The 22,195-nt window shown below is 60.0% G+C and carries 21 protein-coding genes and 1 pseudogene; 3 read left to right on the forward strand and 19 right to left on the reverse strand.

The window, feature by feature from the left end:
- Positions 1-229: 229 nt before the first annotated feature.
- Positions 230-1,480 (forward strand): threonine--tRNA ligase, encoded by a 1,251-nt coding sequence (thrS, locus tag C7402_RS10305; RefSeq protein WP_112170553.1) that lies wholly within the window; start codon positions 230-232, stop codon positions 1,478-1,480.
- Positions 1,481-1,535: 55 nt separating this feature from the next.
- On the opposite strand, the gene C7402_RS10310 is transcribed toward thrS, so the two are convergent.
- Genes C7402_RS10310 through C7402_RS46890 form a run of 3 tightly spaced genes read right to left on the reverse strand, consistent with a single transcriptional unit; the run spans position 1,536 to position 2,594 of the window.
- Positions 1,536-2,105 carry an AAA family ATPase gene (locus tag C7402_RS10310; RefSeq protein WP_112170552.1) on the reverse strand — a complete coding sequence of 190 codons (570 nt, stop codon included), beginning with the start codon at positions 2,103-2,105 and terminating at the stop codon, positions 1,536-1,538.
- Positions 2,102-2,398, reverse strand: a complete 297-nt coding sequence (locus C7402_RS10315) for a YciI family protein (protein ID WP_112170551.1) — start codon at positions 2,396-2,398, stop codon at positions 2,102-2,104. The genes C7402_RS10310 and C7402_RS10315 overlap by 4 nt, the downstream gene beginning before the upstream one ends.
- 34 nt (positions 2,399-2,432) lie before the next feature.
- Positions 2,433-2,594: a hypothetical protein gene (locus C7402_RS46890; protein ID WP_165841858.1), complete on the reverse strand. Its 162-nt coding sequence runs from the start codon at positions 2,592-2,594 to the stop codon at positions 2,433-2,435.
- A gap of 117 nt (positions 2,595-2,711) precedes the next feature.
- On the opposite strand from C7402_RS46890, the gene C7402_RS10320 reads away from it, so the two are divergent.
- A complete protein-coding gene (locus C7402_RS10320; RefSeq protein WP_116610571.1) occupies positions 2,712-4,220 on the forward strand; it encodes an acetyl-CoA hydrolase/transferase family protein in 1,509 nt (502 codons plus the stop codon).
- Between the two features lie 649 nt (positions 4,221-4,869).
- On the forward strand, positions 4,870-5,208 hold the full coding sequence (locus C7402_RS10325) for a DUF4148 domain-containing protein (protein WP_116610763.1): 339 nt from the start codon (positions 4,870-4,872) through the stop codon (positions 5,206-5,208).
- Between the two features lie 224 nt (positions 5,209-5,432).
- On the opposite strand, the gene C7402_RS10330 is transcribed toward C7402_RS10325, so the two are convergent.
- The 16 genes and pseudogenes from C7402_RS10330 to C7402_RS10400 form a co-directional block, all read right to left on the reverse strand.
- Positions 5,433-6,191, reverse strand: a complete 759-nt coding sequence (locus tag C7402_RS10330; RefSeq protein WP_116610572.1) for an SDR family NAD(P)-dependent oxidoreductase — start codon at positions 6,189-6,191, stop codon at positions 5,433-5,435.
- A gap of 27 nt (positions 6,192-6,218) precedes the next feature.
- On the reverse strand, positions 6,219-7,013 hold the full coding sequence (locus tag C7402_RS10335; protein ID WP_116610573.1) for an enoyl-CoA hydratase/isomerase family protein: 795 nt from the start codon (positions 7,011-7,013) through the stop codon (positions 6,219-6,221).
- A 142-nt stretch (positions 7,014-7,155) separates the two neighbouring features.
- Positions 7,156-8,112 carry a LysR family transcriptional regulator gene (locus C7402_RS10340; protein WP_116610574.1) on the reverse strand — a complete coding sequence of 319 codons (957 nt, stop codon included), beginning with the start codon at positions 8,110-8,112 and terminating at the stop codon, positions 7,156-7,158.
- A 131-nt stretch (positions 8,113-8,243) separates the two neighbouring features.
- Complete coding sequence (locus C7402_RS10345; protein ID WP_116610575.1) at positions 8,244-9,599, reverse strand: MFS transporter; 1,356 nt, start codon at positions 9,597-9,599, stop codon at positions 8,244-8,246.
- 139 nt (positions 9,600-9,738) lie between these two features.
- Positions 9,739-10,962: an ABC transporter substrate-binding protein gene (locus C7402_RS10350; protein WP_116610576.1), complete on the reverse strand. Its 1,224-nt coding sequence runs from the start codon at positions 10,960-10,962 to the stop codon at positions 9,739-9,741.
- Positions 10,963-11,081: 119 nt separating this feature from the next.
- A complete protein-coding gene (locus C7402_RS10355; RefSeq protein ID WP_116610577.1) occupies positions 11,082-12,065 on the reverse strand; it encodes a branched-chain amino acid ABC transporter permease in 984 nt (327 codons plus the stop codon).
- An 8-nt stretch (positions 12,066-12,073) separates the two neighbouring features.
- Positions 12,074-12,949, reverse strand: a complete 876-nt coding sequence (locus C7402_RS10360; protein WP_372460479.1) for a branched-chain amino acid ABC transporter permease — start codon at positions 12,947-12,949, stop codon at positions 12,074-12,076.
- Positions 12,950-12,989: 40 nt separating this feature from the next.
- The gene (locus tag C7402_RS10365) at positions 12,990-13,700 is read right to left on the reverse strand and encodes an ABC transporter ATP-binding protein (RefSeq protein WP_112170717.1); all 711 of its coding nucleotides are present in this window, start codon (positions 13,698-13,700) and stop codon (positions 12,990-12,992) included.
- Entirely contained in the window at positions 13,693-14,451 is a 759-nt protein-coding gene (locus C7402_RS10370; RefSeq protein WP_116610579.1) for an ABC transporter ATP-binding protein, read from the reverse strand. The genes C7402_RS10365 and C7402_RS10370 overlap by 8 nt, the downstream gene beginning before the upstream one ends.
- A gap of 105 nt (positions 14,452-14,556) precedes the next feature.
- Positions 14,557-15,309, reverse strand: coding sequence for an SDR family NAD(P)-dependent oxidoreductase (locus C7402_RS10375; RefSeq protein WP_116610580.1), 753 nt, complete (start codon positions 15,307-15,309; stop codon positions 14,557-14,559).
- 12 nt (positions 15,310-15,321) lie between these two features.
- Complete coding sequence (locus C7402_RS10380) at positions 15,322-16,203, reverse strand: SMP-30/gluconolactonase/LRE family protein (RefSeq protein ID WP_116610581.1); 882 nt, start codon at positions 16,201-16,203, stop codon at positions 15,322-15,324.
- The gene (locus C7402_RS10385; RefSeq protein ID WP_112170539.1) at positions 16,200-16,787 is read right to left on the reverse strand and encodes a nuclear transport factor 2 family protein; all 588 of its coding nucleotides are present in this window, start codon (positions 16,785-16,787) and stop codon (positions 16,200-16,202) included. Before C7402_RS10385 ends, C7402_RS10380 begins: the two co-directional genes overlap by 4 nt.
- 54 nt (positions 16,788-16,841) lie before the next feature.
- Complete coding sequence (locus C7402_RS10390) at positions 16,842-18,941, reverse strand: acetate--CoA ligase family protein (RefSeq protein WP_244314810.1); 2,100 nt, start codon at positions 18,939-18,941, stop codon at positions 16,842-16,844.
- A 60-nt stretch (positions 18,942-19,001) separates the two neighbouring features.
- On the reverse strand, positions 19,002-20,096 hold the full coding sequence (locus tag C7402_RS48405) for an acyl-CoA dehydrogenase family protein (protein WP_482811988.1): 1,095 nt from the start codon (positions 20,094-20,096) through the stop codon (positions 19,002-19,004).
- Positions 20,088-21,290: pseudogene (locus C7402_RS48410) on the reverse strand (acyl-CoA dehydrogenase family protein); the annotation flags it as partial. The pseudogene C7402_RS48410 and the gene C7402_RS48405, both read right to left, overlap by 9 nt.
- Positions 21,291-21,378: 88 nt before the next feature.
- Entirely contained in the window at positions 21,379-22,152 is a 774-nt protein-coding gene (locus C7402_RS10400; protein ID WP_112170538.1) for an enoyl-CoA hydratase/isomerase family protein, read from the reverse strand.
- Positions 22,153-22,195: the final 43 nt, after the last annotated feature.

The following is a 22,195-nucleotide window of genomic DNA, read 5'->3' on the forward strand; positions in this document are numbered from 1 at the left end:
GGCAATTGACGCGGCCTGCTGAAGTGATTTATCGTGGAGCCATGCAACATCATCCGCTATTCCTCGCGAGCCTCACCACCACCACGACCACCGGTAACGGCGGGTCGTCTGGAGGGTGCGCGCGGTAATACCGTGGTTGCTACCACCAAGGGCACCGCCGGCAACGGACGGGGCCCTTGGCGTTTACGGCGCTCCGTGTGTTGTCGAAACACACTGACATGGAGTTATCGTGAACGACATCGATCATCGCATTCTGGGAAGCAGGCTGGATCTGTTCCACCAGCAACAGGAAGGTCCCGGCATGGTGTTCTGGCATCCGCGCGGCTGGGCGCTGTACCGTGTGCTGGAAGAGTATGTGCGCAAGCACATGCGTCGCGCGGGCTTTCGCGAGATCCGCACGCCGCAACTGCTCGCGCGTTCGCTGTGGGAGCGCAGTGGACATTGGGACAAATTCGGCGCGCAGATGTATGCGCTGCCTGAGCGGTCGATGAATGAGCGGTCGATGAATGAGCGCCTGGCCGAGAGCGATCATGAAGACGCGCAGGCCCTTTGCCTGAAGCCGATGAGTTGCCCGTGTCACGTGCAGGTCTTCAATCAGGGGATTCGTTCCTGGCGCGAGTTGCCCGTTCGTTACAGCGAATTCGGCGCGTGTCACCGCGACGAGCCATCGGGTTCGCTGGAAGGGCTCAAGCGCACGCGTGCGTTCGTGCAAGACGACGCGCACGTGTTCTGTACGGAATCGCAGATCGAAAATGAAGTGGCGCGCTTTTGCGCATTGCTGCGTGCCGTCTATGCGGACCTCGGATTTTCGTCGATCGCGGTCGCGCTGGCCACGCGGCCCGCGCAACGGGCGGGCGAAGAGGCCGTGTGGGATCGGGCGGAAGCCTCGCTCGCGGCGGCGGCACGGGCGGCGGGTCTTGAATTCGATATTTCCGGGGGCGAGGGCGCGTTTTACGGACCGAAGCTCGAATTCAAACTGGCGGATAGCCGAGGCCGGCAGTGGCAATGCGGAACGATTCAGCTCGATTTCGTGCTGCCTCAGCGATTGGGCGCGAGTTTCGTCAACGAATCGAGCGCGCGCGAGACGCCCGTGATGGTGCATCACGCGGTGCTCGGCAGCATGGAGCGTTTCATTGCGATACTGCTTGAGCACTACGAAGGCGGGTTGCCTTTATGGCTCGCGCCGGAACAGATCGTGGTGGCGAGTATCAGCGATGCCTATGCGCCTTATGCCATGCGCGTGGTGCAGAGGCTCGATGACGCGGGATTGCGCGTGGTTGCCGATTGCCGGGCCGAGCGACTGGAGCGGAAGATCGTCGATGCGCGGGAATTGCAGATACCCCTGCTGATCGCGGTCGGCGCACGCGACGAACGCGATGGCACGGTCAGTCTCCGCAGGCGCAATGGCGATCAGGCCACGTTGCCGCTTGATGAGGCGATCGCGATGCTGTTGCGCGAAGCCAGCTTGCCGGAGCGGTGATTGCACGTTGCTGCCTGTTGGCCGTCTGTGGCGTGAGATCGCGCCTGGCGGCGACTCAATGCATTCCGGCGTTGTCGGCGCGCAGCGTGGCGAGTATGAAGTCCGAGCGCTCGGCAACGCCGGTTTTCGGCAATGGCGTGAGCGTGTAACCCAACGCCGGGTACGCGGCGCGCAGGCGCTCGTATTCGGCGTTCGCGCTGGCGAGATCGTGGCGGCGCGCGTCGTCCTGAACGTAGATCTCCGGCCAGGGCGGCGCGACAAATACGCGGCGATAAAAGCGCGGCGCGTGCTCCAGCGTCTCTTGCAGCGGTGTGCCTTGCAGATGTGCGAGTGCAACCGCGGCGTCGATCAGACCGCGATCGAAGAATACCCAGCCCGAGGCAGGCGCCGAGGCGAGATCGTCGCGCGCGACGTCGATCACGTGATGGAGGAACGCCGCCAGGTCGAGCCACGGCAGCGCGCGCCCGTACGCGAGCATTTGCGCTTGCACGACACGCCGCCCCGGCTCCGCCACGACGGCGTGACCACGTCGCGCCAGCTCGGCGAGGACCGTGGACTTGCCGCCCCCTGAGCAGCCGGTGAGCACGACGAAGCGGCCGGGCGCGTCACCGGGGACTGCGCTCACGGCGTTTCGGGCCGCGGCAGATTCAGGTCGGGTGCGAGCCGCGTGGCCTTGAATTCCGTGACGTCGTAGGCGGCCAGCTCCTGCTGCGCGAAAGGATCGGCGGCGAGGAGCGCGTCGAGCCGCGCGCGCGGCATATGCGAGGCGATGATCACGCCGCCGTCGCGCGGCATTTTCGGTCCCGCCGCAATGAAATTACCGGCTTCGAATTGCGCGTCGAGGTATTCGCGGTGCGCGGGCAGGGCGTCGTCGATGCGTTCGAGCGAAGCGGTATAGATCAGCGAAACGATATACATGGTCGTGCGAGGTGGTTGGCGACAGACGTGTATGTTAGCCGCACGGCGCGCGCTTGTGGGTCAGGCTGCGCCGCGCCGCGTCGCTCGGCCTCGGAAAGCGGCGGCAGGTGAAGGTGAGCGCGTCGTGCCGTTCGCCGCATTTCACATTGATATCGATTGATGCCACACTGACGCTGCACGCGATCGTTTCACCCATGCGCACGCGGCATGCACATCCGTGGTCGAGGAACGGACGTATGAAAACGGCTGTCGTTGCGACGCGTCGTGACACGACTGTCGTTCTGCCCCTAACCCAGGATATCGAGGAACTCAAATGGAATCGAGGATCCAGAACGCGTTGTTCGCTTCGAAAGTGATGCCGGCCAGTGCGGCTGCGCGGCTGATTCAGCCGGGCATGACGGTGGGCATGAGCGGCTTCACAGGCGCAGGCTATCCGAAAGCTGTTCCTCTCGAACTCGCGCACCTGATCGAGAACGCGCATGGCCGGGGCGAACGGTTCGCCATTCGCGTGCTCACGGGGGCATCCACGGCGCCGGAGCTCGACGGGGCGCTCGCCAAAGTCGGCGGAATCGATTTTCGCCTGCCTTACCAGAGCGATCCGGAACTGCGCGCGCGCATCAATCGGGGCGAGATTGAGTACATGGATATTCACCTCGGCCAGGTGGCCCAGTATGCCTGGTTCGGCTTTCTCGGCAAGATCGACATGGCGGTGATCGAGGTCGCGGGCATCCTCCCCGACGGTCGCCTGATTCCATCGACTTCGGTGGGTAACAACAAGACGTGGATTGATCTGGCGAGTCAGGTGATCCTGGAGGTGAATTCGAATCAGCCCGCGGGTCTCGACGGCATGCACGACATCTACTATGGCACGGCGCTGCCGCCCGAGCGCAAACCGATACCGTTGGTCTCGCCCGGCGACCGGATTGGCGAGCCGTATCTGCGGATCGATCCCGCGAAGGTCGTCGCCGTCGTCGAAACCCACGCGCCCGACCGCCTCGGCCGTTTCGCGGCGCCCGACGAGATCAGCGCGCGCATTGCCGGACATCTGGTCGAGTTCTTCCGGCACGAGATCGCACGCGGGCGGCTGCGTCCGGAGTTGCTGCCGCTGCAATCGGGGGTGGGCAATATCGCCAACGCGGTGCTCGGCGGCCTGCGCGACGGAGGCTTCGAGGGTCTCAGCGCCTTCACCGAAGTGATCCAGGACGGCATGCTCGACCTGATCCGCACAGACACGCTGCGTGTGGCTTCGGCCACGGCCCTCTCGCTGAGCCCCGAGGGCGTCGACGAATTCCAGCGCAACATCGACCACTACCGTAGCCGTATCGTGCTGCGTCCGCAGGAAATCTCGAACCACGCCGAACTGGTGAGGCGTCTGGGCTGTATCGCCATTAACGGCATGGTGGAGGCGGACATTTATGGCAACGTCAATTCCACGCATGTCGCGGGAACGTCGATCATCAATGGCATCGGCGGGTCGGGCGATTTTGCGCGCAACGGGTTTTTGTCGTGCTTCGTGACGCCGAGCATTGCGAAGAACGGCGCGATTTCGTGCATCGTGCCCATGGCAAGCCACGTTGACCACACCGAGCACGACGTGACCGTGGTCGTGACTGAACAAGGGCTCGCGGATTTGCGCGGTCTCTCGCCCAAGCAGCGCGCGCGGGCCATCATCGCGCAGTGTGCGCATCCCGATTATCGTCCGCTTCTCGAAGACTATTTCGAGCGCGCCTGCCGCGAGAGCGCGGGCAAACACACACCGCACCTTCTCGACGAGGCGTTGTCGTGGCACCGGCGCTTCGTGGAGAACGGCGGCATGCGTTGAGGCATCACGCCGCCCGTGTGCGCGCTCATGCGTTCGCCTTCGTGCGCTGAGTGCGGCGGTATCTTGCCATCCCGATAGCCGTTGCGGCGATACCCTCGTCGCGACGTTGCCTCCTCCGGTTCATTGCGCGAATACAGCCAGGGCGCTCGACGAGCGTTTTGGTGACTGGCCGCGAATCGGCCGCGTCCAGGGCAATGGCCGGCAAGCTGCGACCCGTGCGGCGCCACCCCATCGAATATCGTCGGCATGTTAAACGTGACGGCTCGCTCGCGGCCATGCTGAGTGAATTTATTAATTGGTTATTCGGCCACGCGATAAAGGCGTTTCACACGATGCCCGAACACGCACGGTACGACGCAGCCAAATCTCGCCATCGAGCAGGGCGAAATCGTGATGTAGTTTCTCGCGCAACGAATTTCAATATTCGATAAAGGGGAAGTGCCATCGCGGGCGCACTGCATAAAATGCCTTGTCGAATCCAACGGTGACGCGCACCGCAAGACGCTGCATCGTCGTGCCAGGGTCAGCGCCCGCTATTCTCTTCAGTGCGAATCGTATACATTGAGTGATGCGCACATCGTGCGCAACGCTCCGCTTGCCCTGGCGTTTCGCCAAGGGAAAGTCATTCAAAACAATCAAAGAGGAATCGATGCACCCAACCATTGGCAAACTGACTCTCGCCGCTGCAACCACGGCGTTTTTGATCGGCGCCGCCGCGCCCGTGCTTGCACAAACGGAAGCGAGTGCGCCGGCCGTCGCCCAGGCCGCAGCTTCACAGCCGCTTACCAAGGAACAGAAAAAGCAAGCGAAGGCACAGGCGAAGGCGCAGCACAAAGCGGAGCGCAAAGCCGCGCGCGCGAAGAACACCGCGGAACTCAAGAAGCTTGAAGACGCCGGCTACAAGCCCGCACAGATCGATCCGAACTATCCGCAGAACCTGCAAGACGCGCAGAAGAAGGCAGGTGCGGCTGCCGCCGCCAGTCAGTAACGCGCGGCTGCTTGATTGAAATGACCTCCGGGCATTTGGGCGCGTTGCCGTGCAGGCCCAAATGCTCCTTCATCGTGATTTCGAGCGTCTTTCGTGCGCGGCGACTTCTCCGATCACACGAAACCGGATGAATTGTCGAAATCGCAAACGAAAGTATTCAGGAATACTGAAAACAGAAAAAGCTCGTGCGAGCGAGCTTTTTCATTTGCTGCCAAAACGACGGCTTAAATATTCGTAAAGGTGATTCCGCCGTCGACGGCCATCCACTGTGCGGTCACGAAATCCGCATCATCGGAGGCCAGATACACGATGGCCTTGGCGATATCATCGACGTTGCCCAGGCGGCCCAGCGGGGTCGTGGCCACGCGCCTTGCATCACGTTCTTCATTGCGATTTCGAACCGTGCCTTCGGTCGGAACGGCGGAAGGGCAAACCGCATTGACGCGGATATTTCGGGCGCCCAGTTCCGCCGCCGCCGCGCGCGTGATCCCCAGGATACCGGACTTGATGCCCGAGTACACGATGGAGTTCGCGGCTGAGCGCAGCGCCGCCGTCGATGCCACATTGACGATGGCGCCGCCGCGTTGAGGGTCCATGACGGCCGTCGCGGCCTGAATGCCCCAGATCACCGCTTTGAAACCGATGTCGAGCATACGATCGACGGTCTCGGGCGCGATTTCCAGTACCGATTGATAGCGAACCCATGCCGCGTTGCTAATCAGGATATCGAAACGACCGCCCTTTTCGTAGACCGCATTCACGGCCTCGGTGATGCCTTCGCGGGTCGAGACGTTCTTCACGACCGGAAATGCCTGGCCGCCGGCGGCGATCACGGCTTCGACGGTATCGTTGACCAGTTCTTCCTTCAGATCGTTGACACCGACAATAGCGCCACGTGCTGCCAGCCTGAGAGCGGTCGCTTTACCAATGCCGGCGCCTGCTCCGGTCACGAGGGCGTAACGCCCAGCCAAATCTTGTTGCATAGTAGCTTTCTGTTCCCGGTTAATAGATTAACGACCCTTGAAGACCGGCGCGCGCTTTTCCAGGAACGCCATGCGGGCTTCCTTGGCGTCTTCGGTCCTGGCCAGCATCATCGTGATGTCCTGCTCGTGACGGTAGGCTTCACGCTGGGGCATCTGGTCGGTGAAGTTGGCCGCCTTCTTGGCCTGGACGAGCGCGATGGGGGACTTGCTGGCAATGCGGCGAGCCAGTTCCATGGCGTGAGGCAGAAGCTGGTCGGGGGGCAGCACGTCTTCCAGCACGTTACGGCGAAGGAGATCTTGAGCCGTCAACTTATCGCCGGTAAAGAACATGCGACGCACGGTCGAGCGACCGAACAACGTACGCAGCATCGACGCCCCGCCGGCCAGGCCGACGTTGATTTCCGGCATGGCGAACACCGCATTTTCCGAGGCGTACATGATGTCGCACGAGGCCATCAAGCCCAGACCGGCACCCAGCGCCGGGCCGTTGACGGCGGCGATCACGGGCTTTGCGCACTCTTTGATCGAATTGCCGGTTTCGCGCGTCCAACGGTTGTGATCGAGAAAGTCACCGGGGACGTCAGGGTCCGGGCGGTCGCGCAGGTCCGCGCCAGCACAAAAGGCAGACCCGGCACCGGTCAGAACCGCGCAGCGAATATCGTCGCGAAGACTGATCTCGTCAAATACGGCAATGAGACGACGACGCATGGCCCGCGACAGCGCGTTCTTGACCTCGGGGCGATTGAGCGTGACCAGGGCCACGCCGTCCTGAACCTCCAGGGTCACCGTATTTTGGGCGGTTTCTTGCACGTCTGCGCTCATGCGTCTACTCCAGTAATTGATCTTGATTTATGGCCTCTAGGGCACAAGTGATTCTACCGCGGCCGGATTGGCCGATTTTCAACGAAAATCCAAGGCTGAATCATCAAAACCAGGGGTAGTGCAGGGCGCCTGGCCGGTCTTATCATTGCCCGTTCGTAGCGGTCCTCACTTCGTGGGACTCGTAAGCGGAGAACCTGAGTTCCGAGCCGGAGACGCGGGAAGCGACGAAGTCCAGAAACAGGCGGATCTTGGTCGGGATGGACGGAGAATCGATAATCGTCGCGTACATACCGTCTTCGAATGAGGAATTGGTGACCTGATATTCGGGGAGCAGACGCACCAGCCTTCCGCTCATGAGGTCCTTATGCACGGTGTAGTCATCCAGAAGAACAATGCCTTCACCCATGCGCGCGAATTCGAGCAGGGCAATACCGTTATTGCTCACATGACAGGGCTGAAACGCGACTTCGGTTTCAACATTGTCTTTACGGAATCGCCAGGAATAGCCATTTCCCGGTTTGGAATAGGCGACACATCGGTGAAGTTTCAGTTCTTCCGGTGAGGCGGGCTTGTTCCGGCCAAAGAAGTAACCAGGAGACACGACCAGATAGCGGTCACTCCTGAAGAGAATTCTGCGCTTGATCCCCGATTCAACGGGCGGTGCAATCCGGAAATCAATATCGATCTGATCCTTGCTCAGATCGGCGGGGCTTTCACTCAGCACCAATTCGACTTGAATGTCCGGGTACAGCTTGGAGAATTCGCTGATCAGCGTAGGCAGCACGCCCAGGCCGAACATCACGCGCGAGTGAACGCGCAGCGTTCCCGAGGGGGCGGTGGTGATGGAAGTGATGCTCCGATGCGCATCTTCAATGCGCCGCAGAATACCTTCGACATGCTTTGCATATTCGAGCCCCGCTTCGGTCAAAGCGACATTGCGGGTAGTGCGGGTGAACAGTTTGACCTTCAGATCATTCTCGAGATCCAGAACCATTCTCGAAACAGAGGCAGGGGCGATGCCGAATTGACGCGCAGTCTCTGAAAAACTTTTATTTCTGGAGATGGAAAGGAAGAATTCCATCGCACGAAGTCGGTCCACGACGACTCACCTTTTGACTTTCGATAAAGACTGATTATTGCACATTTCGGAATAACGTAACCAGAAAAAACACAAATCCGCCGTCGAGGAACAGCGGATTTGTCGGTAGTGCAAAACAGATCTTCTATTGATCAGTGGAAAGACGCAGCAGCGCCTTGATAGCGACGCAGGAGCGTTGGAATCTTGATCCCGATGAAGATGATCGAGAGCGAAGCCAGCACTGCCGGAACCGCAACCCATGCGACGATTGCGGTCATGGTCCAACCCATGCTCAGCAGAACCGGGCCGAGGAACGTACCGGCGACACCGCCGAAACGGCCAATCGTGAGCATCCAGGCGGCGCCGGTCACGCGCGACGACGTCGGGTACATCTGGGTTGCCAGCGTCGACATCGAGGAACAGGCGCCGTTGTTGGTCATCGCAACCAGCATCAGGAGCATGACCAGGCTGCTACCGTGCGCGCCGGTAATACCGACCACGAGAGCGGCCAGCGTGCAGATCGCGAAGTAACCGGAGATCACGCGCAGCGGGCCAAAGCGGTCCATCAGGATACCGGACAGGAAGATGCCGACCGCCGAGACCAGGTTGAAGTTCATCATCATGTCGGCCATGTCCGCCAGCGCGTGGCCGTCTGCCTGCATGATCGACGGGAGCCACATCTGGAACACGTAGAGCGTGACCAGCGAGCAGAAATAAGCGATCCAGATCAGGATCGTGGGCATGGCCAACTGGCTGCTGAACAGTTCGCTAACCGGCAGACCTTTGCGCTTGACCTGAACGGCCTGGTCGGTCACGAACTTGACGCCGGTGAAATCGGTGCCAGGTGCGAGCTTCATCAGCGCCTTGGCAATACGGTCGTCATTATTGCCTTTGGCGGCCAGGTAGCGAACCGATTCGGGCAGGGTCAGGGCGAGCAGGACCGCGACAACGATCGGTGCGATACCGCCGACGATCAGATAGCCTTGCCAGCCATGGGCCGGAATCACGGCTTTGGCCAACGGGCCCGTGACCGCGCCGCCAAAGGCGAAACCGCAGAGCATGAAGTTCACGGCCATCGAGCGCATGCGCGTCGGCACATATTCCGACATCAAGGTCGCGCAGTTCGGGATCGCCGCACCCAGCCCCACGCCGGTCAGGAGGCGCGCCCACAGAAGTTCAGTGACGTTGGTGCTGTAACCGGCGGCGAGGCTGAAAACGCCGAAGAAGGCCACGCTGGCCACCAGCACGGAACGACGACCGATACGGTCTGCGACAGGAGCGGCAAAGGCAGCACCGATGCCAATACCGATCAGTGCCGCCGAAAGTACCGGGGCCAAATCAGATTTGGTCACGCCCCATTCTTTAATCAGCGCCGGCGCGATCAGGCCCATCGCGCTCGTGTCCAGACCATCGAGAACAATAGTCAGGAAACACAGTACAAACAAAATCAGGTGGAAGAGGTTAAGTGGCCGTTCGTCAATGAACGACTGTACGTCAAGGGTTTTCATGTCCTAATCCCGTTTTACCTACGAATGAGAAGCGCGAATAGCGGCGTGGTCATTGGCTCCATGACCACGCTGCTAATTCTTTATGTTGAACGGTGCCTGTTTAAGGGCTTCCCGGTTCTACAAAATGTGGATGGCCTTTTTAAATTGACTTGTTTTCGGCCAGATAACAGTTACTTTCAGTGAGGGGGCGGTAAATATCTTCGGCGTTCAGCGGGCCGCCAATCTTGTAATAATCGTATTTGGATTTCGACTCGGCGGGTGACTTCACCACGACGGTATACATCGGGAATGCGACTTGGCCGTCAGCACGAACCGATGCGTTTTTAATCGAGAAGTCGTTCACAGGAATCGCCTTCATTTTGCCTATCACTGCGGGGCCGTCGAGCGTGCCTGCGGCCGTGACGGCCTTCAGGTAGTGCGACATGGCGGAGTAGGCCTCGATCTGCATATACGTTGGAATCACGCCGTTGTTGCGAGCCTGGAAGCGTTTCGAAAAAGCTCGCGTTTGCGCATTCTCATCCCAGTAGGCGGGCACCGGGAACGTCAGGTCCTTCGTTTCTTCCAGACCCATCGCCATCAGGTCATGTTCCGTCATGCCGAAGATCGCGATCTTCTGGCCGTTCTTGGTGATGCGGTATTCCGCGGCTTGCTTCAGTTCGTTGTCCAGATCCGAACCCGCACTCAGCAGCACAATGGCCTGTGCGCCCGAAGCTTGCGCCTGCATCAAATACGACGAGAAGTCGGTCGTGCCAAGCGGATGCTTGACCGAGCCAAGAACTTTGCCGCCGAACTGGGTCACGTACTTTTCGGCGTCGGCCTGCATGTCAGACCCAAACTTATAATCGACAGTGATGAAGAAAAACGTCTTCAGGCCCTGCGAAGTCAGATTTTTGACGCCCGCTTTCGCCATCGTGTACGTGTCGAACGTGAACTGGACGTTCATCGGCGAGCATGCCTTGTTCGTCAAGTCCGGCGTGCGCGGACCGATCAGAAGCAGGGGCGTCTGATATTTCTTCGTCAGACTGGACGTGGCCAACGCGATGGCCGAGCCGGAGCCGGAGAGCACCGCATTCACGTGATCGTGTTCGATCCACTCACGCACAATGCCCGTGCCGACGTCGGGCTTGTTCTGGTCGTCCGCGACGCGCAGGTCGATGGGCTTGCCCAGCAGTTTGCCGCCGAAGTCTTCGATCGCCATGCGGATCGCGATAGCGGCGCCCGGCCCGCCGTTACCCGCGTACGGGCCGGTCTGGTCTGCGATGTAGCCGATACGGATCGGTGCTTGATCGGCCTGCGCCAGTCCGGCAGCGCCAACGCCGAACAGCGTTGTGACGCCCACACAAATCGCCTTCTTCAAACTCATCCTGTGTCTCCAACCAGATTTTGTAAATGATGTCCTGTACTTTAATCAGCGCAGGAATTTATATTATTAGTAATGCGAACATACTAGCGTTTGGCCGGTTATGGCGCAATTCAATTTGGCTAGGGATTTCCACTGCCAGCCTCGACAAAAGCGACTTCTTTGATCGTCTCAGTTTGACGTTCGCGACGCCGATCACGCCAGGCGTAAAACGTCCCGACAATGCCCTTGCGAAAAAGCATGGCAATGACGATGAATACAGCACCCTGGATGACGGGCACCCACTCCGAGGCAAACGCCAGATAGTGCTGAATCGAAACGATCACGATGCTGCCGATCACCGGCCCCACCAAAGTCTGGAGACCGCCGACAACGCAAATCAAGAGCGCGTCACCCGAGGTCGCCCAGCTGACGTCGGTGAGGGTTGCCAACTGAAGCGCCATGACCTTGATCGACCCGGCGAGACCGGCTAGCGCGGCAGAAATAGTGAGCGCAATCAGCTTGAAGCGATTGACGTGATAGCCGAGCGACGCGGCTCGCGGTTCGTTATCGCGAATGGCTTTCAGCACCTGCCCGAACGGGGAGTGCACGATCCGATAGATGAACCACATGGCGAGGACGACAAGGCCTAGCGCCACATAGTACATGCGCAGGTTGGAGGTCGTGTCGATGAGCCCGAACAACGGCGAACGAGGCACGTCCTGAAGACCGTTGTCACCACCGAGATCCGGAATGCGGAGCGCGACGAAATAGATCAATTGGGCGAATGCCAATGTGATCATCGAAAAATAGATACCTTGACAGCGAATCGCCAGTACGCCGGTAAGAAAGCCCAGCACAGCGGCCACCGCCACACCGAGCAGGATCGCAGGTACCGCATCCAGACCCCAGAACTTCAAGGCATAGGCCGTGATATAGCAGGACGTGCCATAAAACATGGCTTGACCGAATGCCAAAAGCCCAACGTAGCCGATCAGCAAGTTCAAGGACGCGGCCAGCAGCGTTGCAGTGAGCAGGTCGATCAGGAAGACCGGATAGGCCACGAACGGCGCGCCCAGCAAGACGATGGCCGCGAGCACAAACACAACAGGTGAATATTTTTTCATGGCGATCCTTAGGCTCGGCGGCCGAACAGACCATCTGGACGCAGCAACAGCGTCAGAATCATGAGCACGAACAGAATGACGCCGGCTGCGCTCGGGAAGAAAAGCTTGGTCATACCTTCGATCAGCCCGAACAAGAAGCCCGTGATGATGGCGCCGCCCAACGAACCCATGCCGCCGGTCACGACAACCGCGAAGACGACGATCAGCAGGCTCTCGCCCATCTCGGGGCCAACCTGATAGATGGGCGCGGCCATCACGCCGGAGAAACCGGCCAATGCGGCGCCCAATCCATAGGTCAGGGTCAGGATGATCGGCACATTGACGCCAAAGGTTCGGAGCAGGGCCGGGTTCTCATTCGCGGCGCGCATGTACGAGCCGATCTTGGTGCGTTCAATGAAGAACCAGGTGGCGAAACACACGACCGCTGCCGCGACCACAACCCATACGCGATAGGCCGGGAGATAGCTGATGCCGATGTCGAAGCCGCCCGACATCGGATTCGGATACGGATTGCCGCTCACGCCATAGCGAACGCGATACAAGCCTTCAACGATCTGTGCGATGCCGATTGTCAAGAGCAGCGAATAGACGTGATCGAATTTGTACAGGTGTTGCAGGAATACGCGCTCGATCAAGATGCCGAAGAGGCCGACAACGACCGGAGCGGCGACAAGCGCCCACCAATAGCTGATCTCGAAGCGGTCGAGCATGAACCACGCGAGGAAGGCCCCCAGCATGTATTGCGCACCGTGAGCAAAGTTGACGATGCGCAGGATGCCGAAAATAATCGCCAGGCCGAGACTCAGCATGGCGTAGAACGCCCCGTTAATCAGGCTGACCAGCGTTTGACCCGCCAATGCGGCAGTGGGCACACCGAAGATCATGTCCACAGCGAAATCTCCAATATTTTACTTTTGGCCATGCTTAGACGCCGAGCAGCGCTTCAACGCGTGACGGATCTTTTTCGATTGCCTGGCGGCTGAATTCGTCAACGACGTGACCTTCTTCTATCACGTAGAAACGATCCGCGAGTTTCGAAGCGAAGCGGAAATTCTGCTCCACCATCAAAACCGTGAAACCGCGCTCACGAAGGCCACGAATCGTTTCGCCAATGCGTTTGACGATTACCGGCGCCAGGCCTTCCGTGCACTCGTCCAGGAGCAGGAACTTCGCACCTGTTCGCAGAATCCGGCCCATGGCCAGCATCTGCTGCTCGCCGCCTGAGAGCTGGGTGCCGATACTGTTTTCCCGGGCCTTCAGGTTCGGGAACAATGCGTAGATCTCGGCCACGGAAAGGCCGCCAGGTTTCAGAACCGGCGGCAACAGCAGATTTTCTTTCGTGGTGAGCGATGAATAGATCCCGCGCTCCTCGGGGCAGTAGGCGGCCCCGAGTTTGGCGCATCCGTCGGAGGTCAATTTCGCGCTTTCGACGCCGTTGATCTTGATCGAGCCTTCCCGACGTACCTGGATGCCCATAATCGAGCGCAGGATACTGGTCTTGCCGGCCCCATTGCGGCCCAACAGGCACACGATTTCGCCTTCGCGGACTTCGAGCGACACGCCGTGGAGCGCGCGGGTTTCGCCATAGAATGCCGCGAGATTCTCAATCTTGAGCGTCAGTTTTGGGTCACTCATCGGCGCCCCCCACATAAGCTTCCACAACTGCGGGGTTCGTGGACACTTCATCGTAAGTGCCTTCGGCCAATATCTCGCCAGATTGCAGAACGGTCACGCGGTCGCACAGTTGCGCAATCACTTTCATGTTGTGCTCAACCATCAGAATCGTGCGGCCCTGGGCTACGCGCTGAATCAGTTGCGTCACGGGTTCGATGTCCTCATGCCCGAGGCCGGCCATCGGCTCGTCCAGGAGAATCAATTCCGGATCGAGCGCAATCGTGGTCACGAGTTCGAGTGCCCGTTTGCGGCCGTAGGACAGATTCGCAGCCTTGACGTCGAGCCAGGGCGTCAACTCGACCAGGTCGATCAATTCGCGGGCGCGCTGGTCCAGCGCGCGGAGCACATGCTGACTGCGCCAGAATTGATAGCTCCAGCGTGTCTTTCGTTGCTGCAACGCGATTCGTACGTTTTCCAGCACCGTCATGGTGCCAAACACGGCACTGATCTGGAAGCTGCGCACGAGGCCCATATTGGAGACCTGAGCAGGATTGCTTTTCTCGATGGAGCGGCCGTTAAAACGGATCACACCCGTAGTGGGTCTAAGAAACGTCGTCAACAGGTTGAAGCACGTCGTCTTACCGGCCCCGTTCGGACCGATCAATGCGTGAATCGAGTGTCGTTTGATATTCAAATCGACTTCTTTCACCGCATGAAACCCACGAAATTCCTTCGAGAGGCCTCGCGCTTCGAGGATGTTATCGCTGCTCATGTATCTCCAATATCGCTCTAATTATTTTTTTGACTCGTGGTCATGACCTGCATGACCACCGGTGCTTCATTACAGCGCGGAACAGCGGGAGAGAACGGTTATCGCTTACAGGTAGGCAATTGCCGATCCGCCGTCAACGCGGACGCATTCGCCGTTCACGAACGCGCTTTGGTCCGAAGCCAGGAAGCAGGCAGCGTTCGCGATGTCTTCGGGTTTGCCCAAACGCGGCATTGGCGTCTTGGCCTGGCGGATTTTGCGCGTTTCTTCGCTGACGTTCTTGACCACGCCCTCCGTTTCCGTATAGCCAGGCGCAACCGAATTGACGCGAATGCCACGCGGACCCAATTCGGCAGCGGCGCTGCGCATCAGGCCCAGAACACCGGCTTTGACGCCGCAGTAGATCAGGGCCTTGGGCAATCCGATAAAGCCCGACGAGGACGCGATATTGACGACTGATCCGCCTTCCTTCATGTATTCAGCCGCCGCCTGGATGCCCCAGACAACGGAGTTAAACCCCGTGCCGGTCATCATCGACACGTCTTTCTCCGTGATCTCCAATACCGGGGCATAACGAACCCACATGGCATTGCTGACCATGACGTCGAAACGGCCCGCTTGTTCGACCAGACCACCCGCGGCATTGAAAATGGTTTCGCGTTTTGCCACATCGCCACCGAAAGCATAGGCTTGGCCGCCTTGCGCCTTGATTTCATCGACGGCGGCCTGCGCTTTTTCCAGATCGCGATCCAGAATGCCGACGACCGCGCCTTCGGCGATGAATTTGTCGACAATGCCGCGACCGATACCCTGTGCGCCGCCTGTTACGAGTGCGACTTTGCCTTCCAGTTGCTTCGTCATTTCAATTCCTGATTAAAGATCGTTAAACCGGCATTCGGCCAGGCCACGTGCACCCGTACCCGTAATCGCAACCACAGCGCCTGCGTTCGGGTTCTCGCTCTTCAACGCATTGCCGCTGTTGCTGATGGAGGTGACGAAGATCGTGTCGAAATCCGGACCGCCAATAGCGGGGCAGGTCGGATAGACCGTAGGCAGATCGATCAGCAGATCCAGCCGGCCGTCAGGAGAAAACCGGGCCAACTGGCCCGAGATGACCATTGCCGCCCAAAGGTTGCCCTGTGTGTCGATCGTGGCGCCGTCTGGGCCCGACTTCAGTGACGTCGTGTCCACGAACAGCGTCCGTTCGCTAATGGCGCCGGACGCCGAGTCATAGCGATAACGGCGCAATTGGTGGCTCAGGCTGTCCGAGAAGTAAAGATGCTTGCCATCGGGACTAAAGCAGGTGGAATTGGTGACGCAAATCCCCGTTTCCAGAACCTTCAGATTGCCTTGGCCGTCGAGTTGATACAGTTCGCCCACCGGCTCCCGGCGCCCGAGCGCCATCGAGCCAACAACAAAGCGGCCTGCACGATCAACACGACCGTCGTTGAGCCGCATGTTCGGAGCGGGATGCGCCACATCCACAAAGTGCGTGACGTCGCCGGTTTCGGGATTGAGAAAGCAGAACCTGTCGGCGAGTGCGACGAGAAGACGACCGCTTTCGCACAAGGCTATGGAGCCGATCTGTGAAGGCAGTTCCCATTCGCGCAGGGATTCGGCTTTCAGATCACGCGCTTTCACGAGGCGTGCGTGGGAATCGATCCAGTACAAAATCTGCTTGCGATCGTCCCACAGCGGGCACTCGCCCAGGGCGTCGCGGGAAGTTCCGATAACGTCAATAGAATGATTTGTCATGATGCTTTCTTGCCGGTGCCTTCTACTTCAGCCGCATTCAGCGCCAGAATATCGGCGCGAACTTCATAGAGCGTATCCGTCGGGTAGCGGGAGCCCAACGGACGACGAGCCGTCCCAAACATTTCGGTTTCGGTAGTGGCTTCGATGGGCGTCGAGCGGCTCCAGTCGTAGACGACGGTGCGCGCCGCGACTTTCCATTCGCCGCCGCGCTTCTCGAAACGGTCGATATAGCGCCCATAGAGAACAACTTCCGTGGGCGTATTCGCGATTTTTCGGTCTTCCTGAACAGCGTGGAAATAGCTTTCGGCCAGTGCACGGTCGCCGTGTAATTCGATCATGATGTTGCCGATCATATGAATCATGCGGCCGGCGGTTTTGAGCGATTCCATCGCCCAGTCGCAGAATCCCGAAGCCGTACCTTGATAGGGGCCGTGGCGGTCCGTGGCGTCCTTCCAGTAGGTCGCGCGCAGCGCAATCTCGTCGCCTCGATCCACGCCACGGCAATAGCGATAGAGGCATTCGCGAATCGCTTCGCGGTCAAGCAGGTCTTGCATGGCTTGATTCGGAATTTCAGATTGGCTCATGTCATTCCTGGCGTGGGTGGGATGGTGGCCGGGTCGCCCGGCCACGTACACGGCTTAAAGCGCCGCTTCAGGATGCTTGATGATCACAGCGTCGAGCACTGCGGCACTGGCTTCACGCACGACAAGCGGATTGACGTCCACACTCATGACTTCCGGATGATTCATCGCGAAGTCCGAGAGTTTGACCATTGCCGTGACCAGTGCGTCCATGTCCTTGGGCGCTGAACCACGCCAGCCTTTCAGGAGTGCCGTAGCCTTCACCTTGTCGATCGCCTGACGCGCGCGCGCTTGCGTGAGGGGAGCGGAGACCAGGGACACGTCCTTGTACAGTTCGGTATTGACACCACCGGCGCCCACGAGAATCATCGGGCCAAAGGTTGCGTCGTTGTTCACCCCGAGGATCATTTCGGTGCCGCCTACGATCATCGGGCACACGAGGATGCCGTCGATCTGTGCGTCAGGTACGTGGACATGCACGCTGTCCAGGATCTGCTGGTGGGCTGCACGTACGGCGTCGGCGTTCTTGACGTTCAGAATGACGCCGCCCACCTCGGTCTTGTGCACGATTTGCGGGCTCACGATCTTGAGCACCACGGGGTAGCCCATTGCATCGGCAGCGGCAACCGCAGCATCGGCGTTGATGGCCAGGACATCTTGCGGCACCGGCAGACCGGCTTCGGCCAATGCTTCCTTGGCCAGGGCTTCGGTGCTCACGTCGCCCAGCTTATACGCCTCGCGCTTTGCTTCGGCCGGTTCGTAGAGGTTCGCCCAACGTGCGCGGATCGTTGCGGCCGCACCCAGTGCCAGCGTGGCGCGCGTTGCGTCGTTGAAGACCGGAATGCCGATTTTTTCAAGCTCGCGGTCAACTTCGGGCACGGAGAGCGTGACCACGATGACGTCGCGTTCCGGGTGCCGGGCCTTGAGCTCGGTAAACGGCTGCTCGTAATTGGTCTTGAACGATGCAGGCGCCAGGCCCGCCGACGCCAGATACGCCAGCGTGGTGCCATAGCTGCTGTTCGAGAGCATGATGTCCAGAGCGCGGACCGTGCCGTTCTTGACCGATGTGATTTGGGCGGTCACGTCCAGCGGATTCGCCGCGACGGCGAACGGCAGCAGTTCAAGCATCGCCGTTCTGGCGGCTTCAGGCAGGGCCGGCATCGTGAGGCCGGAATCGCCGCATGCGTCTGCGACCATCACGCCAATGCCACCCGACGACGTGAGAACGCCCAGTTCGTTGTTGACCGGCAGATGACCTGTGGTCGAGATCAGGTACGCGACGTCCAGCATTGCTTCCTGCGACTGGGCGCGATACGCGCCGCACTCGGCGAAAACGGCGTCGTAGGCCGCGTCGTTGCCGGCCAGCGAACCCGTGTGGGTTGCCGCAGCGGCGGCGCCGAGTTCGGAGCGACCGACCTTCATGATAATGACCGGCTTTTGAGCCTTGGCGGCTTTCAGCAGGGCACGACGCAGTTTCTGACCGTCCTTGGCCGATTCAAGCGCGGCCATGATGACCTTGGTGCCCGGATCTTCAGCCAGATAGTCGATGGCTTCGGCGACATCGACGTCGGCTTCGTTGCCCGTGGCCACGATCTTGCTGAAGCCCATGCCGCGCAGCGTGGCCGCGCCGTACAAAGCCGAACCGAAGGCGCCCGACTGCGTAGCCAGCGCGATATTGCCGGCCTTCGGGCTGATGCCGTAGAGCACGACCGAGAACGTCGAGAACAGGCGCGATTCAACGTTTAGCAGACCGAGCGAGTTCGGACCGACCATGCGAACGCCCGAGGCCTTGCACATCGCGGCCATACGGTCTTGAACGGCGCGGCCTTCCGCGTTGATTTCGGCAAAACCCGCGGTCAGGACGACCACGGACTTGACACCCTTCTGGATTGCATCGCGCAATGCCGATTCCACGCCGCCGGTGGGTACCACGATGATCGCTTGATCCGGAACTTCGGGCGTGTCGAGGATCGACGGGTACGCGGGGAGCCCCTGAATTTCCGAACCGCTGCGGTTAATCGGGAACAATGTGCCCTGATAGCCGGATTCGCGAAGGAACCGCAGTACGCGACCGCCGATACGGTCGGGATCCGACGAGGCGCCGATAACGGCCACCGATTTTGCGTCAAACAATGCGCTGAGAGTAGAAGAGGTCATGGTATTCGAATAAGGTCGAGTGCTCCCCGGTCACGCCGGGGAGCCTGAATCAAGTCGGGCTCAGACTTGTGCGACGAGCCAATCGAGACATTGGCTACGGTTGCCGAACCGCTCCGCTGCGGTGCGCGACTGCATGCAGAGCTGGGTTGCAGGCATTTCGACCGTCATACCCATGCCGCCGTGCATCTGGATAACCGCGTGGCCAACGTCCTTGGCAACGCCCGCGCAGAACATCTTGGTCAGCACGACCAGGCGGTCGATCGCGCAGTCATCGCTACCGTTGAAGCCTTCGATCAGGCGAGCGACTTGACCCTTGATGCCTTCGTAGGCCACATAGCAATCCACGACGCTGTGTTGAAGCACCTGGTGGACAGCCAGCGGCTTGCCGAACTGCACGCGGTCGTTGAGGTACTGGATCGTCTGTTCGACCTTGGCGCCGACTGCGCCGACGATCTGGACGCATGACAGCAGTGCGCCGATTTGCAGCGCCTGGTTGACCGCGACGTTAGCCGCCGCGCCGACCAGAACGATTTCGTCGTCGCTGACTTCGAGGCCGTCCACCGCGTAATCGACGATCACCGTACCGTCGATGCCACCGAAGAACCGGGCGCGATCAGCCAGACGCGAACGCGCGATCAGCACCAAAGCCTGACCGTCTGCGGTAGACGCGTTGAAGACGAGGTGCGTTGCAGGTTCGCTTTCGTTCGAACCGCGGATCGCGCCGCGCAGCACGTTGCCTTCCAGGCTGACCGTAGCCGCCTGGAGAGGCGCGCCCGACTTCGATTGCAGAACCGGCGACACCGAAGCTTCGCCGCTCAGCAGTTGCTCAAGCACCGGACCGACGATCGGTGCCGCGGCCGCTGCTTCGAGAAGAACCGGCGCCACGGCACAACGCTCGACCAACGGCGTCACGTTCGTGTAACGCGAGGCCGCTTCAACGATGCCTGCGAGGTCCGTGAGCGTCGCGCCGACGCCACCGTTGTCTTCCGAAACCAGAACCGACTGCCAGCCCAGTCCGAGGGCTTGTTGCCACTTGCCCGAGGCTTTGCCTTCGACGGCGTTGCCCTTCTGCGTTTCAGCCGCAGCGGCGAGGCGCGCCGACGAGTCGAACATGTCGCCCTGGAACATGTTGCTCACCGCATAGCCCGCGCCCATGATCGACTTGGCGATGATGTTCTTCTGGACTTCGGTCGAGCCGCCCGCGAGCGTACGCGAACGGTAGAACAGGTACGTATGGACAAAGTTGCGTTCGAGGTTCAACTCGTCTTCCGTCGTTGCCAGCGGCAGCAGCGGGAGGAGGCGAGCAGCGTACTCGGGCCCGAGCACGTCCATTGCAATCGACGTCACTTCCTGGCTCTGCTTCGAGCACGCCATTTTCAGCGCGGAAGACTTGGACGACTGAAGCGTGCCGGCCATGTCCTCCTTGATTGCCGACAGCAGGATTTCACGCGTACCGTATGTACCGGCTTCGACTTCGAGCAAGCGGTCGAGTGCCTTCAGCAGCGACGGGGTGGCGCCCTTTTCCTTGATCTTGTCCTGAACCAGTTCGGTCACTTGCTGAACGTGACGGAGCAGGCGCGGCATCAGTGCCGGGCTCAGACGTTCGCGGTCGAGCAGGAACTTGCCGTACGACCAGCCCTGGCCTTCGGCGCCGATGCGATTGAACACCGGCACCTTGACGTCCTTCAGGAACACTTCGTTGACGTGGTGCCACTGGTCAATCGTGTGAATCGGGCGAACTTCGATGCCCGGCGTGTTCATCGGGATCAGGAGCAGGGTGATGCCTTCCTGACGCTTGCCTTCGTTGCTCGTGCGCACGAGCGTGTACATGATGTCCGCTTCCTGGGCGTGCGACGTCCAGATCTTCTGGCCGTTGACGATGTAATGCTCACCGGCTTCGTCCAGCACAGCAGCGGTCTTGAGGGAGGCCAGATCGGAGCCGGCGCCCGGTTCCGAATAGCCCTGGCACCACCATTCCGAACCGTCGATGATCGGCGGCAGGAAGCGTGCTTTCTGCTCGTCGGTGCCGAATGCCTGGATCACGGGACCAATGTGGCCAATGCCGTGGTGATACAACTGCGGACAGTCCATTGCCGCCGTCACTTCTTCGAAGATCAGGCGCTGCATGACATCCCAACCCGGACCGCCGAACGCTTTGCTCCAGCCCGGCGCGGAATAGCCGAGGCCGCCCTTGGCCATCGCCGCCGTGTATTGGCTCAGGAGCTTGCGGCCCAGCTTCTTGTTTGCGCGCGTTGCGGCGCGCACTTCGGCGGGCACATTGGCTTCGATATAGTCGGCGATTTCCTTGCGAAACACAGCATAGAATGCTTCGTCCCGCGCTTGATCCATTTCACTCATGATTAACTCTATGCAATCGAATAGGACGACTAAACCAGATTTGGTTTCGTCGCCACAGATCGTTTAACTGTCCGGTTGATTAGCGGCCCACGTACACCGGAGCGCGTTTTTCGAGGAAGGCGCGTTGCGCTTCCTTCGAGTCTTCGGTTTTCGACAGGAATTCGGTGTTGCCCTGCTCGTAGCGATAGGCTTCACGCAGCGGCATGTTTTCGGTCATGCGCGCCGCTTCCTTCGCGAGACGCAACGCGATGGGCGACTTCGAAGCGATTTCGCGGGCGATTTCCATCGCGAAGGGCAGCAGTTCTTCCTTCGTCGTGCACGCTTCCACGAGGCCGAGGCGAAACAGTTCACGACCCGTGACTTTCATGCCCGTGTAGAACATGCGGCGGGCGCGCGATTGGCCAAAAATGCGGTTCAGGAACGAGACGCCGCCCGCCAGGCCGACGTTGATCTCCGGCATCGAGACATATGCGTCTTCCGACGCAACCCAGATGTCCGAGTTCATCACGATGCCGAAGCCGGCGCCCATGGCCGCGCCGTTGATGGCGGCAATGATGGGCTTCGGGCATTCGCGGATCGCATACGCCGATTCACGGACGACACGGTGATGTTTCGGGAACGCGCCAGGCTGCGAGAGGTCCTTGCGATCGCTGATGTCGGCGCCCGCCGAGAACGCGGAACCCGCACCCGTCACAACGATGACCGACACGTCGTCACGCGCGCCGAGCACGTCGAAACAGTCGATGATGTCATTGCGCATTTCGGCGTTCTGGGCGTTGCGCTTTTCCGGACGGTTGAGCGTAACGAGTGCGATCTTGTCCTTGATCTCAACGAGGAGGGTATTGAATTCCATTTTCCTAATTCCTTTGTTAAGTGCGGGTACTGCGCATACGATG

Source organism: Paraburkholderia unamae, from assembly GCF_003096875.1.
Taxonomy (GTDB): domain Bacteria; phylum Pseudomonadota; class Gammaproteobacteria; order Burkholderiales; family Burkholderiaceae; genus Paraburkholderia; species Paraburkholderia unamae.

Coding starts and splice junctions, on each gene's coding strand:
- C7402_RS10315 (WP_112170551.1), bottom strand. CDS start 2,398: ATGTATATCGTTTCGCTGATCTATACCGCTTCGCTCGAACGCATCGAC.
- C7402_RS46890 (WP_165841858.1), bottom strand. CDS start 2,594: ATGGGTGAAACGATCGCGTGCAGCGTCAGTGTGGCATCAATCGATATC.
- C7402_RS10320 (WP_116610571.1), top strand. CDS start 2,712: ATGGAATCGAGGATCCAGAACGCGTTGTTCGCTTCGAAAGTGATGCCG.
- C7402_RS10325 (WP_116610763.1), top strand. CDS start 4,870: ATGCACCCAACCATTGGCAAACTGACTCTCGCCGCTGCAACCACGGCG.
- C7402_RS10330 (WP_116610572.1), bottom strand. CDS start 6,191: ATGCAACAAGATTTGGCTGGGCGTTACGCCCTCGTGACCGGAGCAGGC.
- C7402_RS10335 (WP_116610573.1), bottom strand. CDS start 7,013: ATGAGCGCAGACGTGCAAGAAACCGCCCAAAATACGGTGACCCTGGAG.
- C7402_RS10345 (WP_116610575.1), bottom strand. CDS start 9,599: ATGAAAACCCTTGACGTACAGTCGTTCATTGACGAACGGCCACTTAAC.
- C7402_RS10350 (WP_116610576.1), bottom strand. CDS start 10,962: ATGAGTTTGAAGAAGGCGATTTGTGTGGGCGTCACAACGCTGTTCGGC.
- C7402_RS10355 (WP_116610577.1), bottom strand. CDS start 12,065: ATGAAAAAATATTCACCTGTTGTGTTTGTGCTCGCGGCCATCGTCTTG.
- C7402_RS10360 (WP_372460479.1), bottom strand. CDS start 12,949: ATGATCTTCGGTGTGCCCACTGCCGCATTGGCGGGTCAAACGCTGGTC.
- C7402_RS10365 (WP_112170717.1), bottom strand. CDS start 13,700: ATGAGTGACCCAAAACTGACGCTCAAGATTGAGAATCTCGCGGCATTC.
- C7402_RS10370 (WP_116610579.1), bottom strand. CDS start 14,451: ATGAGCAGCGATAACATCCTCGAAGCGCGAGGCCTCTCGAAGGAATTT.
- C7402_RS10375 (WP_116610580.1), bottom strand. CDS start 15,309: ATGACGAAGCAACTGGAAGGCAAAGTCGCACTCGTAACAGGCGGCGCA.
- C7402_RS10380 (WP_116610581.1), bottom strand. CDS start 16,203: ATGACAAATCATTCTATTGACGTTATCGGAACTTCCCGCGACGCCCTG.
- C7402_RS10385 (WP_112170539.1), bottom strand. CDS start 16,787: ATGAGCCAATCTGAAATTCCGAATCAAGCCATGCAAGACCTGCTTGAC.
- C7402_RS10390 (WP_244314810.1), bottom strand. CDS start 18,941: ATGACCTCTTCTACTCTCAGCGCATTGTTTGACGCAAAATCGGTGGCC.
- C7402_RS48405 (WP_482811988.1), bottom strand. CDS start 20,096: ATGGGCGCGGGCTATGCGGTGAGCAACATGTTCCAGGGCGACATGTTC.
- C7402_RS10400 (WP_112170538.1), bottom strand. CDS start 22,152: ATGGAATTCAATACCCTCCTCGTTGAGATCAAGGACAAGATCGCACTC.